Source organism: Mesorhizobium sp. L48C026A00 (genome assembly GCF_000502375.1).
Classification (GTDB): domain Bacteria; phylum Pseudomonadota; class Alphaproteobacteria; order Rhizobiales; family Rhizobiaceae; genus Mesorhizobium; species Mesorhizobium muleiense.
Genome location: NZ_AYWU01000022.1, coordinates 90586 through 107771, shown reverse-complemented (window position 1 = coordinate 107771; position 17186 = coordinate 90586). Strand labels below are relative to the sequence as shown.

The 17186-nt window shown below is 58.4% G+C and carries 12 protein-coding genes and 2 pseudogenes; 3 read left to right on the top strand and 11 right to left on the bottom strand.

Features of this window, described 5'->3' with window-relative positions; genetic code table 11:
• Positions 1–124 precede the first annotated feature (124 nt).
• Positions 125–1074 (bottom strand): annotated as a pseudogene (locus X738_RS70730) (IS481 family transposase).
• 293 nt (positions 1075–1367) lie between these two features.
• Between X738_RS70730 and X738_RS0143150 the strand changes: the two are divergent.
• Complete coding sequence (locus X738_RS0143150; RefSeq protein ID WP_031256086.1) at positions 1368–1880, top strand: hypothetical protein; 513 nt, start codon at positions 1368–1370, stop codon at positions 1878–1880.
• A gap of 313 nt (positions 1881–2193) precedes the next feature.
• Here X738_RS0143150 and X738_RS70725 read toward each other — a convergent pair whose 3' ends face one another.
• The 7 genes from X738_RS70725 to X738_RS70700 all read right to left on the bottom strand — a co-directional run bounded on the left by X738_RS70725 (position 2194) and on the right by X738_RS70700 (position 11088).
• Positions 2194–4239: a GAP1-N1 domain-containing protein gene (locus X738_RS70725; protein ID WP_156942671.1), complete on the bottom strand. Its 2046-nt coding sequence runs from the start codon at positions 4237–4239 to the stop codon at positions 2194–2196.
• A complete protein-coding gene (locus X738_RS70720) occupies positions 4224–5144 on the bottom strand; it encodes a TRAFAC clade GTPase domain-containing protein (protein WP_156942670.1) in 921 nt (306 codons plus the stop codon). The genes X738_RS70725 and X738_RS70720 overlap by 16 nt, the downstream gene beginning before the upstream one ends.
• On the bottom strand, positions 5137–6153 hold the full coding sequence (locus X738_RS70715) for a TRAFAC clade GTPase domain-containing protein (protein ID WP_156942669.1): 1017 nt from the start codon (positions 6151–6153) through the stop codon (positions 5137–5139). Before X738_RS70715 ends, X738_RS70720 begins: the two co-directional genes overlap by 8 nt.
• A gap of 6 nt (positions 6154–6159) precedes the next feature.
• Positions 6160–7254, bottom strand: coding sequence for a GTPase-associated system all-helical protein GASH (locus tag X738_RS70710; protein WP_156942668.1), 1095 nt, complete (start codon positions 7252–7254; stop codon positions 6160–6162).
• Positions 7247–8554: a metallophosphoesterase gene (locus tag X738_RS70705; RefSeq protein ID WP_023802002.1), complete on the bottom strand. Its 1308-nt coding sequence runs from the start codon at positions 8552–8554 to the stop codon at positions 7247–7249. The genes X738_RS70710 and X738_RS70705 overlap by 8 nt, the downstream gene beginning before the upstream one ends.
• Before the next feature lie 444 nt (positions 8555–8998).
• Positions 8999–9808, bottom strand: coding sequence for a hypothetical protein (locus X738_RS0143140; RefSeq protein WP_156942667.1), 810 nt, complete (start codon positions 9806–9808; stop codon positions 8999–9001).
• A 188-nt stretch (positions 9809–9996) separates the two neighbouring features.
• Positions 9997–11088 (bottom strand): hypothetical protein, encoded by a 1092-nt coding sequence (locus X738_RS70700; protein WP_023802000.1) that lies wholly within the window; start codon positions 11086–11088, stop codon positions 9997–9999.
• Between the two features lie 2369 nt (positions 11089–13457).
• Here X738_RS70700 and X738_RS86300 point away from each other — a divergent pair.
• Positions 13458–15476, top strand: coding sequence for a hypothetical protein (locus X738_RS86300; protein WP_198032872.1), 2019 nt, complete (start codon positions 13458–13460; stop codon positions 15474–15476).
• Positions 15477–15585: 109 nt separating this feature from the next.
• On the opposite strand, the gene X738_RS70690 is transcribed toward X738_RS86300, so the two are convergent.
• A complete protein-coding gene (locus tag X738_RS70690) occupies positions 15586–15774 on the bottom strand; it encodes a hypothetical protein (RefSeq protein ID WP_023801997.1) in 189 nt (62 codons plus the stop codon).
• An 82-nt stretch (positions 15775–15856) separates the two neighbouring features.
• Here X738_RS70690 and X738_RS70685 point away from each other — a divergent pair.
• A pseudogene (locus X738_RS70685) lies at positions 15857–16506 on the top strand (IS110 family transposase); the annotation flags it as partial.
• 13 nt (positions 16507–16519) lie between these two features.
• Here the strand turns inward: X738_RS70685 and X738_RS86295 are convergent.
• Positions 16520–16690, bottom strand: a complete 171-nt coding sequence (locus tag X738_RS86295; protein WP_023801995.1) for a hypothetical protein — start codon at positions 16688–16690, stop codon at positions 16520–16522.
• Positions 16691–16880: 190 nt separating this feature from the next.
• Complete coding sequence (locus tag X738_RS83315) at positions 16881–17138, bottom strand: hypothetical protein (RefSeq protein ID WP_156942666.1); 258 nt, start codon at positions 17136–17138, stop codon at positions 16881–16883.
• Between the last annotated feature and the right edge of the window lie 48 nt (positions 17139–17186).

Here is a 17186-nt window from a genome sequence, read left to right as displayed (position 1 = left end):
CCGGTCGTTCACCCACCTTCCGGGAGTTCCTGACGCGGACAGTCTGCTCATTAGCCGGACGCCAGCATTTTAATGCAGACGAGCTTGACATAGCCCGATAAGCTCGCGCGGATGCGCCGCCGCTCTAGTTGTGGAGCCTCAACAGGTTGTCCTCGGACAATCCGAGGCGACTGATGGGTGTTTTGGATTTTAGGCTGCCATGCGGGCGGTGCCAATTGTATCGGTGTAGCCAGACGGGCAGCTCGGCAGCACGGCGATCTGAGGTCGTGTAGGCTCTTGCGTAGGCCCACTCTCTGAGCGCGGTCTGGATGAAGCGTTCGGCCTTGCCGTTGGTCTTGGGCGTGTAGGGCCTGGTTCGGATGTGTTTGAGGCCGAGGGCTTTGCAGGCGGCGCGGAAGGCGCGGCTTTTATAGCAGCCGCCGTTGTCGGTCATGACCCGTGAGATGGTGACGCCGAGGCTGGCATAGTAGGCGATGGCGGCGTTGAGGAAGGCGACGGCGCTTTCCTTTTTCTCGTCGGGCAGGATTTGGCTGAAGGCAATGCGGGAGGCATCGTCAATGCAGACGTGGACGAACTCCCAGCCTGCGCCGCCTTTACGGGAAGTCCGGCCATTGCTTTGGCCGGTGCGATCGCCAGTGATGCGATGGCCGATACGGTCGAAACGACCGAGCTTCTTGATATCGATGTGGATAATGTCGCCCGGCTCGTCACGCTCATATCGACGCACCGGCTTTGCTGGCTCAAGATCCTTCAGCCGCGACAGTCCGTCCCGCGCCAGCACCCGGCTCACCGTCGCCGGCGAGACGGCGACTACACTTGCAATGTGCTTGCCCGTAAGGCGCGGGCGCCGCAGCGCAACGATCCGATCGGCCACGGCCCGTTCGGTCGCATTCGGGCTGTGCCTGGGCCGCGACGAGCCTTCGGCCTTGTAGCGCTCGACCATCGCTTCACGACCTTCGCCGTCACCGCGAATTTCAACGCTGCTTGGGCTTGGGAAAGACCGCCTTCTATGACCCCAAGCGCCATCTCCTCTCGACGCAGCGGCGTGAGACGGGCATTCTTATGAATGTTCATTCGGGTCCTCCGACGAATCTGAAGCGTGGTAACTCCAGTCTCCTCGGTCCGGCCCGAATGGACAACCTTCTGAAAACTCACATCTAGAGACCTTGGCTCAGGTAATAAGGATCGCAACCAGATAGCATTCGCGCCCCAAAGAGGTGGGGAAAAACAGGCCGCCGGCGGTGAACTCAACTCTAACTTGTCGTCGTTAAGTTGTGATTCCGTGCCTCCTAGTCTAAGCGATTGCGTTCATGCAATATCTCAGCTCAAGCTCCTGAGCTAGTTTACATCAATCCAATGGACCTCTAATGAGTGCGCGCTTATCGACGGCCATTAGGATCGGGGAAGCCGCAAAGGCGATCTTTCGAAAAACTCAGAGCTTTCCAAGCCGAGAATTTGGAGAGCATGCAGACCTGAGCGAACGCGAACACGTCGGTGTTGAACCGATGCTTTTGGCGCTTTCTATGGAGCTGGCACTCAAAGCGTGGTTCGTCTTCGACCACGACGATCCAAGAGTTGTCAAATCGCACAACCTGATGAAGCTGTTTGATCGCCTAAAGCCCGAAAGCCAAGAGAAACTCGACGCGGAGTTCAAAAGGTCAGTGGTCCCGTATCATCCCAATGGTTTGTACATCGACTACAGCATTCGTCACATTCTGTATCAGCACCAAGATGCCTTCACCGACTGGCGCTACCTTCACGAGGCAAAGAAATCGATGATGTTCGATCAGGGTGCTTTTGAGGCAACGCTCGAAATGGTGCTTCGTGAATTCGAGAAGAGATATCGGATTGAGCGGGTGAAGCCGCTTTGGCCATCCTGAATGTAGTCCGGATCGGAGGCCCCGATGCGGCCTTGAATGTTCGTTTCGAGCGGTAGCTTCGGGACAGGAGCTTTCCTTGCCGGAGGGAAGGGCTAACGACCGCAACGAGGCGGGTAGCGGCCTGGCGGCAACGCGCCCAATGTCGGTCATACAGGCAGACTCTGCCTTAGGCTGAAAGCAGCCATTTGAGCCAGTGTTTTCACGTGTCCGTCATGCGGCTCGTTCTTGCCGTTGAGCATATCGCAGCCCATGTTGGATTCTGCCATTCATTCGTGTCTTCGAGGTTACCTAATCGATCGTTAAACCCCAGTTCCTACTTAGCCTTTCGCTCAATCACGCGGGCTCGTTCGTGCCACCAGCCGTCGGATCCATTGCCAAGTACTTGACGCACCCGCTCGAGATAGCGGCGGCCGCGAAAGCTGTCCGCTGCAAGATCAACCAATCTCGACCAGAGCTTGCCGTCATCGACGACCGTTCCGAATTCGAGCGGCGGCAGGTCGCGTTCGATGAACTGATCAACGACAGCGCGCCGGAGCCGTTCGCAACGATCCCAGTCGCGCCACGGCGCGACCCACGGGAGGCGTCGATCGGTCAACCGCCAAGCCGCATCGGATAATCGCCTCGCCGCCATCGCTTCGTGCAGACGCTGTACAGAGAGGAAAAAGAGACGGCCGGCCGACCTCGATCGCCAACCCATCGCGCGGCAGAATAGGAAGGACGCGAGTATGTCCTCACCGCCGTCGTCAACCAACGCCCTGCTGTACTCGACTGCGGTGACCCAAGGGTCCTGGCCGACGCTGTTCGGCACGGCATCGGGGTCGAGGATCGCTGCCAGTCCGATCAGCAATGACCTGTCCGTCAGAACGCCTTCCGCGAGGCAGGCCGCCAATTCGTCCGTCTTGCCGGCGACGGTACGCAGCCAGGGCGAGATCGATTGGGTATCCCCACGACTCGTTTCGATAAGTGCCCGCACGACGGCGCAGACGCCGAGCCGGTCGACAGCCAGGGACGAGCAGTCGTCGCGTCCGGCGGCGATCATGGCGGCGGCGATCGCCGCTGCGTGATCCTGATCGACATCAACCGATTGGAGCAGGCGGGTGACGTCGACCGATCGTATCCGCCATATAGACGTTTTTTCCAAGATGTCTGGCCGCGCAGCAAGTATGGCAGGCATCGCGTCCGGAGCGGTTGTCAGCACTTCCACCAGTTCATCGGCGTCTGCATCTGTCAGTATGGCATCCACTGCTGCTTGCAGCGGATCCTCGTCCGGCATCGTTCCGCCAAGAAGATCGGGCCTCCACCGAAGGATGGCCCGCCCCACGAGCGTGGCGTCGATTCCTAATAGGTCCTGATCGGTACGGACCTGCTCGAGCGCAAACTCGAAAAGCCTGCGATCGGCAAGGTCTGGCCGGGAGAGGATAACCTTGGCGGCTGCCGCGCGTCCCATCCGTCCTTGGGTGGGCCCAAGCCGTTGCAACTCTAAAACGGCGCCGGCTATGCGGTCAGGGTCCGAAGCCGGATCCACCGCAGAAAACAGCTGGATTAGAGACGCCATGGCGGCCCGGCCGTTGGTGACATCAGCTCCCAGGTTGCGAAGGAAGCGCCGCAGTCCCGACCGGGACGGATGCTCGAGATCATCAAGAAGCGGCTTGATCCAGTCACCGCCTTCAACGCTTGAAGCGGGGACGCCTTCGGGCATGCGGGAGCGGCTTGAGCGTGAGCCGTCAACCAGTTGCAAGTCGAAGATGTCCGCGGAGGTCGAACGGTCCTCGACTGTGAAAGAGCAGAACCGAAATGTACGTCGCAAGCGGGGCCATTGTTGCATCCATATCGCAGCGACCAGTTCGTCGTCGCCGGAACCCGTACGTTCGGCGGTGATCCTGCTTCTCGGCTTGCCGTACAATGCGCTGACCCACTGGCCGGCACGATAAATATCCGGAGAAGATACGGTGGCAGGTGTTTGGGTAACTTCGATTTCGATTGGCGAACCGAAGGTAGACGTTACGCCCTTTGAGGGACACATGAACCGCTCCAGGAGGTCATCGGCCGACGCGAGGCGTGCCAAGTCTGCGAAGTCTATCAGCAGGGAATGGGTCCATACGCAGCCCGGACGGCTCATCTCTGGTGCGGCCCATGTCCGTGCCAAAGCGTACTTCCCCGCCTCCGGAAGAGGATATCCTGTTAAATACCCGTCCGCAGGGATCCGGGCGCCACTTGCCGATGCGTCGCTCAGCACGAGCATGGTCCGAGCATCGGCCTGTGGCAGCTTCATTGAGCCTTCGATCAGCCGGTGCCCCTCACTGTAGCCGTGGAGCGCCTGATTGACTTTAATGCGATCGCTCTTCAATTCATCAGCCATTGCAATGGCTCGGTAAGGTCATTCGATTCTCGCTCACCAAACACAAGACGGATGCGGTTGGCGGGGATATCCACTTCGCGCAGGCGGTCGGCATCCTTCCCCTTCGCGGGCTTCGCCTTTTTTTCGGGCTCCTCCCCCTCCTCGTTCTTCTCGGCATTCTCGGCATTTCTGTCGTACTCGCCGCCCTGGGCACTGACGCCATACGCACGATATGTCCAACCATCCCGACCGGCCTCGAGGTACTGGGCGAGGAGCGGCAACTTCTGGACGAGGAAGGCATCTGGGGTTAGACCCTCGCCTTCCGCCTTGTCCCACGCACTGATCATTACGACGATCTTGCGGCAAGCTCTACCGACAGGCGGGTGCGAAATCTGTTGAAGCAGATCCACCAGTTGCACCTGGGTCGGAGCGAAACTGGGTTCCCAATCCCTAGGCAGGACCTCGACTTTTTGCACCTTGATGGCCCGGCGCTGCGTCGCGCGCTCCGTGATCCACGCAGGTCCCTTCACCTTGTTGCCGTTGACGAGAAGCATGATGCTCCCTGCCGCAAGACTGTCACCCAGCACGCGCCCGAGTTCACGTTCCTCCCACATCGAGCGGAAATCCTCGCCTGGGGCGTCCGGCATCGTTATCTGTACCACGTTGCCGACACCGTTCTGAAGATTCATCTTCACGGCGCTGAGCCCAATGAGTCGGGTACGCGCCTGCTCCTTTGCGCTGCGCCAGACCTTCACGATCTTGCGCAGGTAGCTCTGGTCGTTGTCACCAATTGAGTGGAAACGGAGAACCTTGGGTAGGCGCCGCTCGTTCACGAGCTCCCAAAGGGCCGCCAGGAATGTGGTCTTGCCCGATCCAGGCAAGCCGATGATGGAAATTGACACCATTTTGCGATCGGGATTAGCCAAGGTCCGCTTCCTCAATCGTCAACCCATCAAACACACGCCCGCTGCGAAATTTCAGGAGGGCACCTTTTGGCGCCGCATTCGGTTCCAACCAGTAGTCCAGCAACGCCGCGAGGCCTGCACCGCGCTCAACATTCGCTTCCTTGGGGGATGCGCAAGTTATGAACGATTTTAGGTCGCCGAAGCTGTCGCCGAAGTTTTCCCGGATGCCGTCGACGATAGCTAAAAAATCCTGCCTCACTCGGTCCCTCTTTGGCGATGCTTGGACCACATCGTCCTTGGTCAAGACGATCGCCAGGTTCGGCTTGCGCACGAACGCATCGTTCTCGATCATGCCCTGAATGATCAACGGAATCGCGCCCATCGTGTCGGCCCGATCCGTCGGAAGGACCAAGCGTCGCCCGTCTACAAGGACGGTGATCACGTCGGCGCGCCGGAGTTCGAACATGGCTGAGGCATTCGCGGCGAGATCGGCAACTTCCTCATATTCCTCACCCGAGCGGTCGGCGATGAGCAGCGATTGCAATTCGCCGCTGCTGCGCACATCGATCTGATAGAAGCGGACCTCCCCGCGCTTGGTGCGCTCGGAATGCGCTTCATCGCGGTCGGAGGTGACCCTCGCGTCATGGCAGATTATTTCCAGGCCGTGTAGCGTCGATGACCCCGCGAAGATCGCGCCGGACACCGGGCCCATCTGGAATAGGTCGTATAGGCCGGCGATGACACTGGTCTTACCCGAATCGTAGGCGCCGATGATGCCGATCATCCGCGAAGATAGGATGGTGAGAATCCGGTTGGCGCGCGCAGTGTCAAGGGCGAGCGCGTCCGGAAGACGGATCCCGTCGAAAGTGTCCTCGACCCGTTCATCGTCACCGGTCTGTTCGTCCTCGGCTTCTTCCGGCTCCCGCCCATAAAAGGGACATTTACCCAGCTCTTCATAGCCCTCGAGGCATTTACGGTCCTCGGCCACGCGGCATTGTGGGTTCGCGCAGATAACCTCAGTGTCAGCCATATCAGATCAACGAAGCCAAAGGATTTCGCGGTAGAAAAGTTCGGCGAGCGAGATCGGCGACAGTGTCGCAGTGATGTCGATGCCCGTGGTCGCCGCCCAACCGGCCTTCCAACCCTCGCCCGCTCCCGTTTCCTCACGACGCGCCAGCGCGAAGTGAATCGGCGAACTGGCGGGCGACGGATTTCGGCCCTTCAAAACGGCTGCCGTCCAACGGTCAGATACGGCGTTGACCGCATCAGCGATTGTCACCTTCCCGGTCGTCTGGACGCCGGCTCGGAACAGCAGGGCGGGCACTACGGAGGGACCTGGATAGATTTTAGTCAGCGAAGCGAGATCGCGCGCGAATACCAATAATTTCTGGGCGGCCTGCACGTCTCCGAACGCCTGATCGGGCATCAATGCCTTGCCACCGAATACCCAGGACAGCATGTCGAGCTCTTCGTCAGCCATCTTGTTCGCCTCGACTACCTTCTCGAGGGATGCGTTGAATTTGCCCGTGAGATCGCTAAGCGTCTCATCCACGAAGTCTCGGAACTGATCAAATACGACCTTGAAGGTCTGTGGCTGGTTGGCTTGGACTTGCGAGAAATCAGGCTCGAACTCGTATTCGGGGAGTTCAACCTTCACGATGCTCAGATCCGGTCTCTTGCGACGAGCCGCCGCTAGACGCGAAATCGCGTTTTCAGCAGCAGTAACGAGGTCGATCGGGAATGCGGCCTTACGCGAACCTCCGCAAGCCGTGGTCGTCACCGCCATTGCGGTGAGAGACCTAGAAGTAGAGTACTGCAGCAGCGTTGCGGCCGCGAGGATCTGATCCTGACGCCCACCTGGCTCGTAGGAGGGATCGACATCCGAAAATGCCTTGTGGAAGGCGGTGAGCGCGCTCTCGAGCGCCTCCTGCCGATAACCCCCAGCGGGCGGCTTTGTCCCGAACGCCAGCCGCAGGAGGACTTCGGCCTTTGGGACCGTATAGTTGCCGGCGAACGCTTCGACGCCCGCCCAACGCTTGTCGCGCTCAGCGCCGTCGGCCGAGATTTCGGAAAACAGCTTCGGAAAATCCTGATGCATGGCTGCCAGTCTCGCTCCCTTGTTCTCATTCACGCTCGGCTACCAACTGGTCCAGCCGGTCGATGAGATTGCGTTCTGCCGCGCGGATGAGCGCTACGCCGTAACGCTGCGCTTCGGGCAGCTGGATCTCTTCCTTCGTGATCAGGCCCAGCTCCAGTGTGATCTCCCGGCGATCGCTCGCGTCCAGATCCCAGAAGCGATCGACGAGATGCCTTGTCCGTCGGTCGCCCATCGATGCCTCCGCGTCGCTGGCGACGGCCGCCATGGTTCGCTGAATCGTGGTGGTCTCCGTCGCTGAGAGCTCAATCACCGAACCCACCGTGTCGACCGCGATCCGCCCGGCTTCGACAGGGAACGGGATTGAGTGGCTGAACACCTCGTCACCGCCATCAGTTTTGATCGGATGGAATGCCTCGGGGTTGGATTGGAATTTGTACAGGTGGCTCCTGACGCCGATCCGCCTGTCGGCGCCGTTGCCGACGACCTGCAACTCGATGATGTTGTAGCTTGGCTCGAACTGTCTTTCCGAACGCGACGGGTTCACCGCTCCCGCGCTCCAACGCACGTTTGCCTTGCCCTCCAGAATGCGCTGCCGATGCTTGTGACCGAAGACCTGGAACATGGCTCGTGCGTTGAGCAAGTCGTCGACGTCGTCACCATCCATGAGCCAATCTGGTGGATGGTGGCATATCGTGAAGTTGATGACGTTGGGCGCTGGGTCGAGCGTAGTCTGCAAGGCGCTCAGGTATAGGGACCCCCGCGGATCATCCTTACCGTTGCGCCCCGACAGTAAAGTCGACGTCAGGCCGTGAATCCGGATCTTTACGCCAGGGCCGAGGTCGCGCTCCTGCTTCCAGTAAAGATGACCGGGATAGACCTGGCAGTTCATATTCCTGGCGAAATCGTTGTAAGCGACGTGGCCGTGAAAGAGGGCCTGTCCAGTTTCGTTGTGTCCCAGTTGCTTCTCAAGCATCCACTCACGCGATTCCGGGGATGCCTGGAAGATCATGGCATGCGCGTTCATCGTCGGCGCATCCTCACACGACTTGCGGTTCATGTCGTGATTGCCGGGCACGACCCAGATGCTTTCCTTGTCGCACCCGCACATCGTCGCGAGGTCGATTAACCACCGACGCGCCTCAACGTATTCCCGTGGATCGGCCTGAAAGGCTATATCCCCGCCCACCATGATGGCGTCGATCGGCCCGAGGGCCTCCACCCGCTTGACCACATCGCGCTCGAGACGCGTCCGGTAAGGCCGATCGCGGTCGGTGTCGGGGTCCAAGCATTGAGGCGCACGGAAGTGGATGTCCGAGAGATGGAGTATCCGCATAATCTGTTCTTGAAACTCCACCGGTCACTGGACGACGAAGGAAAGTCGAGCGAGTTGAATAGACTGCCCATTCGACCGATCCTAACACTTTTCGATGTATAGGATTGATGCGGTGGTTTTGCCAGTCGCTACGGAGTGCTTTGTTGGCGAGAAGGAGTAAATCCCAGTTTCGGCACTCGCTCCGATACCAAAATCAATCGTTTCGGTTGGACGAGAAGGCACTCCGTGACATGGCTCGGACAGCGAGCCGAGATGCCGCAGCGTTCTATCAACGGACATCGAGCACGTTCCGCGGTTCAAGAAGTGTCGAAGAACAGCCGGCAGCTTTCCGATGAGCAACCCTAGAACCTGCCAGTCAGCTTTGGGCCACAACCGCCCGGCGGAAATGCGCCGCATATTCGACGTTCCGGGACGACTGATCGTTTCCCGAAAGCTGTCATCCATTTAGGTTTTCGTGGACAAGCCTCTCTCGAAGATGTCTTTCACAACATCCGGGGCGTCACCCGCTTTCATGAACTCGTCAAACGATGCAATTGCATTGTCATCAGGAATTTCGGAGCGGTCGACGAAAGCTCGAATCCCGTCCGCAATCTGACGGCGGTTCAGCGTGCCGAGAATGACTTGACCGCTTTCGAGTTGGTAATCGAGCGAACCCGTCCACATGTTCACGCGGCCATAGCCGGGCGAGAACGCAACGGATTTGGCTTTGCCACTGACTTCATGCTTTGCCATCGACACCCGCAGAAACTCAATTTGCCCGAACAGAATATGAGTCAGGCGGAGATCTTCGCGCAGGCGGTCGACGACGGCGGGATTCTTCAACATTCTTTCAAGCTGATCAGCGCGCGACAGCTTGTTGGCGTGGATGAAGCCCTTTTCCAGTCTCAATGCGTCAATCCTAAGTTTCAGTCCCCCGTTTTCATGGAGCTTGATCGCTTCCTTCACCCGTGCACGCCATGTCCGAAGAAGTTCGTAAACTCTGAAAATCCACATCTGGGTTTGCGCATTCAAAAAAATCAGGCGACCGTAGTCCCGGCCCTCGATATCCTCCTCCAGAACCTCTTGCTCTATTCCGGAAATAAATTGGTCGACCATCGCCAGGTTGTTCGCTTGCATGGCCAGGAACATATCGTCGAAGAGCCCTAGGGAGCCCAACGCATGCCGAAAGGCGTTCCAATCGATGTCATCGACTGCTGGATATTCCGAGTTTTCGTCGGATTCGCTGTCGAAATCCTCGTCGTTCTCGTTGGCCATCTTGCTTATCCTCTCAGCAAGCCTTGAATGCGAAGTGAATTTCATGTGGGGCGAAACTTTAGAGTTTTCACCAGCAGCAACGGAAAGGCCCCGGCTATGCCGGGGCCTACGCATTCCTGTGGAAAAACAGTTACACACTTTTCCTGGAATTGCTCTTAGGTTTTTTCTTAGACCGTTGGCAACACTGGCTACAGGAATTCGCTGATCAGATCGAATTCTAATTGGCTCACTTGGTTGCCCCCGCCGAGGTAGACTACGATCTCTTCGAACACCGCGTCAATCGCGGCGAGCCTAGTGTCGGTATATATTAGCGTTGTTATGCGGTGCTTCTGAAAGTATTCTCGCATCTTGGTTGCTTCCTTCTCAAAATTCGCTAGCGCTTCCTCGTTTATCTGTTTCTGGGTCTTCCCGGCAGTTCCTTTGAGCAGTCCATGGGTGGACCATGGAGAAAGCTCGATGCCGACCTTTCTTAGGGTCACGGGATCTATGATGCACAAATCCAGCCGATACTTGTGCTTCTTGTCCTTGCCGTTGTAGCGAAGTTCCGGGATAAGCAGGGGAACGTCCTCCGGCTTTTCCTGGGCTTTCACATAGTCGCAATAGCGCTTCGCAATTTCTCGCTCATACGTAGACCCGGACGGCCTCACCAACACTTTCATAAAAAACTGTAGGTAGTCGTCGACAGTAGCGAAGGTAAGAGGCTTAGGGTCTTTCTGAACAACAAGGCCGGAGCTCAAGACATGACCGATCGTCCAGTACAACTTCGGAAAGTGCCGAATCTCGCTTTGGTCGTTTTCCCACTCCCCGTTCTTGTACCTAGGCGTGATCAGGATGCCATAGTCATTATTATTTTGGCCAATCCAGACCTCGGCATCGGCCGTCGACGGGCGCTCCCGAACTAGCTCGTCGTAGTGACGCAAGAACGAACGCTGAAGAAAAAGTAGAAAATACCTCTTAACCGCCTTTGACTTCGTCAACGTGGCGAAGTTCTTGTCCAGCGTGTCGGCGCTGAACGGGCTTCCGCCGGCCGACCATCCGTCTTTCTCCCGGGCCTTTTTGAACCCGGACAGATAGAGGGAGGTGTATTCATCGGCCGATTTGATGACGGCATTCTTAAGGTCGATGAATGTCGCCGCCTTGCCACCGATCAGAGCGTTGAACGACTGCTGGTCAGCTATGCCGGTGTCTGCAGATACGGTTGGCCATAGCGCCTTCAGTTCTCCCGTTATTTCGACGTCCCGTTTATTGCGGGCGGTCTTGTTCGGGTCACGTTTTGCCATTTCTGATTTCCTCTGGGGTATTTGAGCGCGTTTCCGAAATTGCCCCGAACAGGAATCTATTTGTGCCGCTCAGCGACCAAGCTCGAAGCTACCTCGCAGGTGGCAAAAGGACGCCGGTCGCGGGGCGCGCCGGCCTGTTGGCCAATTCCATCGAACGAGTTCTGTAAGGTGTTGCGTTACACATAACGCAACTGCTATAATCAGTCCATGGCTGAAATAAAATTTCCTCTGCATCCCGGGCAGTATGTCCGGGAAAATATCCTCAATAACCTAGCGGTGAACGTGACAGAGACTGCTAAGCTGCTCGGTATCAGTCGCCCTGGTGTGTCCAACTTCCTAAATGGAAAAGTTTCGGCGACGCCAGACATGGCGATGCGCATCGAGCGGGCCTTTGGCGTTCCTGCGAAGACGATCCTCGATCTGCAAAGCGCATACGATGCCCATGCAGGCAAGGCCGCGGGCACTGCGCAAAACGCGCGCGCTTACGTGACGCCATTCCTGAATGTGCAGGCGAACGACCTTGTGAACTGGTTCACGACAACCATCCAAGCGCGCACGAAGCTTTCAATCTTGCTGCGCACACTTGTCCATTCGACGGGGCACGATCTTGAGAAGGTCGATTTCCCCGGCAACGATGATGCCGAGCGTCCTGGTTGGGATGGCTTCATTGAGGCTGGCTCGGGTACCCCTTGGATTCCGGCTGGTACGTCGGGCTGGGAATTTGGCGTCACCGCTGACATCAATGACAAGGCCAACGGCGACTTAGCAAAGAGCGTGAAGGCGACGAAGAAGGCCGATCGCGACGACAACACCTTCGTTTTCGTCACGCCGCGCCGCTGGCCCGGCAAGACTGCATGGATTGCCGCCATGAAAGCGAAGAAACTCTGGAAGGACGTTCGCGCCTACGACGCCAGCGACCTTGAACAGTGGATGGAGCAGTCGCTTGCGGCGCAGACATGGTTTGCGAACCAGACGGCCCGGCCTTCAAGTGGTGTACGAACGCTGGATCGATGCTGGAGCGATTGGGCCAACGTTACAGCCCCTGTGCTTCATCCGTCGCTGTTCAGTATAGCCAATAAGGTCTGGGGTAACAGGATTAAAGGGTTCGTGGCGACAGACCGTTCCGAACCCCTTGTGATTGCCGCCGACTCTGTCGAAGAAGCGCTCGCTTTCCTCAGCCAGGTTCTGGCCGAGCCAGAACTGGAACGACACAAGGACCGCGTGCTCGTCTTTGACGAGCCGGGCGTGCTGCCAAAGCTTGCGCAAGGCACTACCGATTTCATCGCTGTTGCGCATACACGTGAGGTCGAACGCGAGTTTGGACCTTACAGTACCGCATTGCATACCATCGTTGTCTATCCGCGCAACGCCACCAACTCTGACCCCGACATCGTGCTGGAGCCTGTTGGCTACGAGGCCTTCAATAAAGCCCTCGAGGCGATGGGCAAGGGTCGTGATGACTTGACGTCACTCGCCAATGCATCGGGCCGCTCGCTGACTGTCTTGCGCCGTCAGCTTTCGACAATCCCGGCGATCCGCATACCTATATGGGCCGAGGATCACGAGACGTCGTCCGGCCTCATCCCGCTGGTCCTGCTTGGCGCATGGGATGCCCAAAACGAGGCAGACCAGACAGCGCTGTCACTACTTGCCGGTGATGTTCCTTTTGAGCATCTCGAAAAGCGCGTCCAGGAGCTTGCACAGCTGAACGACGCCCCTGTGTGGTCGATCGGGGGCTATCGCGGTGTTATCTCTAAGATCGACTCACTCTTCGCGATCGCGGGTGCGTTCACCAAAGCCCACCTCGACCGCTTCTTTGACATTGCCCGCATGGTGCTTGGCGAAGACGATCCTGCACTTGACCTTCCACATAAGGACCGCTGGGCGGCATCGATGCACGGCAAGAAACGCGAGTTTTCGGGCGCTGTGCGCGAAGGTATCTCCGAGACGCTGGTCTTGCTCGCCGTTCACGGCAAGAACCTGTTCGGCATGCGCCTGGGGTTCGATGGCGATCTCGCTGCCGCGAAGCTGATAAGAGATCTTCTCGAACCGATCTCCACGCGCAAACTCGAAGCCAATGATCGCGACCTTCCGCTTTATGCCGAGGCGGCGCCGGGTGCTTTTCTCGACATTATCGAACGTGATCTGCGCGCTGCTCACCCCGAGACGTTGGGCCTANTTTCCCTACACGACGCTCTTCCGATCTCATTATCGAACGTGATCTGCGCGCTGCTCACCCCGAGACGTTGGGCCTACTCCGGCCAGCGGACACTGGTCTCTTCGGTTCGTCCTGCCCGCGCACCGGCCTGCTTTGGGCTCTGGAGGGACTGGCATGGAACTCTGCGACCTTCTCGCGTGTCGTGAAGACTTTGGGTCAGCTGTCAGAAGTCGAAATCAACGACAACTGGGCGAACAAGCCTATCAACTCGCTCGGCTCGATCTTCCGCGTGTGGATGCCGCAGACCGCAGCCGATCATGACGCGCGGCTCAAGGCTATTCACATGCTGCTGGAAAAGCATCCTGCGGTTGGCTGGCAAATCTGCCTTCAGCAGTTTGGGGACTATGGCAGCCGAGTTGGCGACTATAGCCACAAGCCCAAGTGGCGGCCCGACGGCTATGGCTTTGGTGAACCCTTCAAGACACGGGGCCCAATCAACGCCTTCGTACTCGAAATGGTAGAGATCGCTCTGAGCAGACCATTCTATACAGTGGAGATGCTTTGTGATCTCATCGGCAGACTTCATGCGCTTGGGCCTGAGTTTCAGGTGCGGGTCTGGGAAATCATCGACGAGTGGCGCAAGAGCGGCGCCAACGATGACGAAATCGCCAAGGTTCGCGAAAAGTTACGTGTGACAGTGCTCTCCCGGCGCGGCCGCAAGAAAGCTGATGAGGAAGGGCACGCAAGTCTCTCCAAAACCGCGAAGGCGATCTACGAAGCGATGCGGCCCACGGATGTTGTCTATCAGCACGAATGGCTTTTCCGTCAGGGCTGGGTCGACGAGTCGGCCGACGAACTCGCCGAAGAAGAAATCGACTTTCAGGCGCGCGAGAAACGCGTCGAGAAGCTTCGTACTGAAGCACTGACGGCAGTCGTCCAGGAACGCAGCCTCGATGGTGTGTTTGATCTCGCGACCAAAGGCAGCTCGCAGCGTCAGATCGGCGCGTATCTGGCGAGCGGCATCCTCAATGAAGATCAGATCCAGGACCTCGTTTTGCGGTCCCTGCGTCCGCCCAGGGGCGAAACCGGCAGGGACGGCATCGCCGCAGGGGCAATTTGGGCGATGGACGCTGATCGCCGTGGGGCCCTCTACACGAACTTGCGCTCAATGCTAACAGAAGAAGAGGCTCTTCGCCTCCTGCTTCTATCTCCCTACCGGCTTACGACGTGGGAACTTGTGGATCAGCTGTCGGCCGAGGCGCGCGCTACCTATTGGCGCGATGTGGTGCCTCAGTACGCATTTGATGCGCCGGATGAGAACAACGAGAGCGTGCGCCGTCTTCTCCAAGCCAAGAGACCCCGCGCTGCCTTTGCGGCTTTGCACTTCAAGCTGGATGAGATTCGCCCACCTCTTCTCGTCCAGATGCTCTCGGGCATGGCGCAGGGAGGGAACGACAAGCCCGGGGAATATCAGCTGCATGATTACGACATTCAGCGGGCCTTCCAGTTGCTTGACCGCAACCCGGATATTTCGCTCGAAGAGAAAGCCGGATTGGAATTCGCCTACATCGATGTGCTCGCCCGAACTTTCCGTGGCGGCGACGGGCATCAAATACCGAATCTTGAACGCTATGTTGAGGACCACCCCGACATGTTCGTCCAGGCGGTCGCCTGGGCGTACAAGCGTAAAGATCGCGGTGAAGACCCTCCCGAATACCGGGTTGGGGAAGGCCGTGAGCATCTCGCGACACGCGGCTACCGCCTGCTCGAAGCGCTGGAACGAATTCCCGGACAGGGCAAGCCTACTGAAAAAGAACAGCGCGAAAAGCTCAGCGAATGGGTTTCTACTGTACGCAAAGCGTGCGCCGAACTCGACCGTGGCGATATAGCCGATCTTTGTCTTGGCAAACTTTTCTCAGGCGCACCAGCGGGAGAGGATGAGGTTTGGCCGAACGAAATCGTTCGCGACGTGATGGAAGACCTCCAATCGGAGTGCCTTTCAAACGGGGCGCACACTGGTCTTTACAATGCACGCGGCGTCCACTGGCGAGGCGAAGGCGGAGGGCAGGAACGCGAGCTTGCGGACAAGTATCGCAAATGGGCCGACGCGTTGCAGTTCACACATCCCTTTGTGTCTTCCTCGCTGCTGATGTCGATGGTCAGGTCTTATGAGCGTGAAGCCGATCAGCAGGACACAGAGGCGGGCATTCGCCGCCGTCTTCGTCACTAGAATTCATACCTCGAACGGGACAAAAAATACTGGCATACGGCAGAAGCAAAGCCTAAGCCAACGCGTGACGCAATAATGGTTTGGCACGACCTTTTTGGTATCCGCTGTTCTAGTCCGGGCCTTCGATCAGGCCGGGCCGCGAGCATCCTGTTGGTGTCTGCAATCGCTTCGAGCATGAAAGAAGCTGCCAGTCCGCTTCCGGCCCCACAGCCGCCGGGCTGCAATGCGCCTCATGCACGAACATGAAGTAATCGCGGAAGCGGTGGCCACCTGAGATGTAGCGGCGATGTTCGAACATCTGGCCGGCTGGCTGTCCCCCGATAGGATGAAGAACGGGCTCACGATGAACACCGGGCCCAGGCATCGAACGGAGGACAGCCATGGAGCAGTATATCGGTCTCGACGTATCCATGAAAGAGACGGCAATTTCGATCCGGCAGGACGGCAAAAGGATGTGGGGGCAAGTGCGCGTCCGACCCGCAACACTCGCGGCGCTGATCCGCAAGCGCGCACCCGATGTGCGGCGGGTGGTATTCGAGACGGGGCCGCTGTCGGTGTGGTTCTACCATGCGCTGACGGCGGAGGGGCTGCCGGTGATCTGCATCGACGCGCGGCATGCCAAGGCCGCGCTCGACATGGCCGCGAACAAGACCGATGCGAACGATGCCGATGGCCTGGCACATCTGGCCGAGGTCGGCTTCTACCGAGAGGTTCGGGTCAAAGGTTTCGACAGCATGCTGATCCGCACGCTGATCACCGCGCGGCGCCAGCTTCTCAAGATGCGTTTGCAGATATCCAACCAAATTCGCGGATTGATGAAGACGTTCGGCCTTGTCGTGCCCAAGGGCGCCGGCAGCGTGTTCGAGCGCAACGTTCACGATCTTCTGCAGGGCGAAGCAAAGCTGGCGCGCATCGTCGTGCCAATGCTGCAGGCATGGAGTGGTATCCGATACCAAACGCAGAGCTGAGCAAGCAGCTGGCAGCGATGGCGCGTGGCCGCGGTTCCATCGGTCGTTCGCGATGTTGTCAGCCGCCTTCCAGAGCTAGGCACCTATGCTGCCGACCCTGCGTCCTGTCGAGACAGCGGAATACGCGCCTTCGACCGCCTCGGCGACGCTATCGTCGACATCGGCCGCAGGCAGTTTGGACCATTTGGACTGAAGCATACGCTTCAGACCGGCGAGGTAGCCACTCGCATGAAGCGCCTCGATCATGCCTAGTGCGTCCTTCGCCTCGGTGCCTTCTGGGCTTTGGACAAGAAGACCGACGCCTTGGCGACGGGACCTGATCCCGGGGGTTCTTCCTCGTTCAACCTCGCCGTCCCCTTTTTGCGAACCAGCGGGTTGCCGGTCACCTACATACAGTAGTCTAGGGGCGAAACAGGGTCAGCGGGAACGCAGCGAATCAAGGCTTAGGAACCCATTTTGCGTAAAGGCTCTTCGAGGCCGTGGGAACCGTCTTGGCATCAACGAGAGCGACGAGCGAGCGGAACCGCTTCTCGCAGCCGCTGTTCAGGTTGATGCGACTTGCGACGAGGGTTGAGGCCTTCGGTAGATCCAGCATCAGCTTGACCTCGTTTGGCGAGAACGACTTGACCATCTCATTGTAGGATGGCGACGCCGCGTTCGAGACGCCGTATGAGTTGCCAGTCGCTGCCGTCACGACTGCCTCCACAAAAGTGGCCTGCGCTGTTTCCGGGACGCGGTTTTT

Excerpts from the sequence above, each read along its gene's own strand:
- X738_RS0143150 (WP_031256086.1), top strand. The coding sequence starts at position 1,368 with ATGAGTGCGCGCTTATCGACGGCCATTAGGATCGGGGAAGCCGCAAAG.
- X738_RS70725 (WP_156942671.1), bottom strand. The coding sequence starts at position 4,239 with ATGGCTGATGAATTGAAGAGCGATCGCATTAAAGTCAATCAGGCGCTC.
- X738_RS70715 (WP_156942669.1), bottom strand. The coding sequence starts at position 6,153 with ATGGCTGACACTGAGGTTATCTGCGCGAACCCACAATGCCGCGTGGCC.
- X738_RS70705 (WP_023802002.1), bottom strand. The coding sequence starts at position 8,554 with ATGCGGATACTCCATCTCTCGGACATCCACTTCCGTGCGCCTCAATGC.
- X738_RS0143140 (WP_156942667.1), bottom strand. The coding sequence starts at position 9,808 with ATGGCCAACGAGAACGACGAGGATTTCGACAGCGAATCCGACGAAAAC.
- X738_RS70700 (WP_023802000.1), bottom strand. The coding sequence starts at position 11,088 with ATGGCAAAACGTGACCCGAACAAGACCGCCCGCAATAAACGGGACGTC.
- X738_RS70690 (WP_023801997.1), bottom strand. The coding sequence starts at position 15,774 with ATGTTCGAACATCGCCGCTACATCTCAGGTGGCCACCGCTTCCGCGAT.
- X738_RS86295 (WP_023801995.1), bottom strand. The coding sequence starts at position 16,690 with ATGATCGAGGCGCTTCATGCGAGTGGCTACCTCGCCGGTCTGAAGCGT.